The organism is Oleiphilus sp. HI0061, assembly GCF_001635675.1.
In genome coordinates this window covers 1-798 of sequence record NZ_LWFE01000061.1, presented here as the reverse complement: position 1 = coordinate 798, position 798 = coordinate 1, and the positions used below count along the sequence as shown (strand labels likewise).

The 798-nt window shown below is 44.2% G+C and carries 1 protein-coding gene; it reads left to right on the top strand.

Translation table 11 applies throughout. The features are described 5' to 3' along the window. On the top strand, positions 1-798 hold a 798-nt coding region (locus tag A3735_RS00840), incomplete at both ends, for a fatty acid desaturase (protein WP_068637384.1).

Below are 798 nucleotides of genomic sequence, written 5' to 3'. Positions count from 1 at the left end.
GAAGATATCGACTATTTTCAACAAATTGTCGACATACAGCGTTATTTGGAAATATCAGGTCGCCTATTGATTCATTTTAGTATCGAACCGGTTAGCTGGGCCCTGGGTGTCGCCAGCTTGAGCGCAGCACATATTCTCGAAAATATGGAGATAGGCCACAACGTTATTCACGGTCAATATGATTTCATGGGCGATGAAACGTATAACTCTGACTATGAGTGGACGATGACTGGCACCGCTAAAAACTGGAAACGAGCACATAACCATCACCACCACGCATATACCAACGTAATAGGTAAAGATACCGATTACGGCTTTGGTCTATACCGTTTTTCTGAAGATATTGAATGGAAACCGATTCACTTGCTACAGGTTCCATTCAATGTCGCCAATGCATTGGCATTTGAGTTTTCGGTAAGCCTGTATGATCTTCAGCTTACTCAGTACTTGCTACCAAAATGGTTACGTCAGGCAGAACACGATGACCTACTGCCTCTTCCGGAAGTATTTCAGGAACTTAAAGAATTTGTCGCCAAAGCAAGCAAGAAAGGCCTCAAGGAGTATGTCTTCTACCCCGCACTTGCCGGGCCACTAGCACCAAAGGTTCTTGCCGGAAATGTAAGCGCCCAAGTAATTAGAAACGTGTGGGCTTTTGCTGTTATTTACTGCGGTCATCTACCTGATGGCAATTTCACCTTCACTGAAAAGGAAATGGAGGCAGAGACAAAGGGACAGTGGTATCTACGCCAAATTCTTGGTTCCAGCAATTTTGAAGGGGGCCTTTTAACTCACATTATG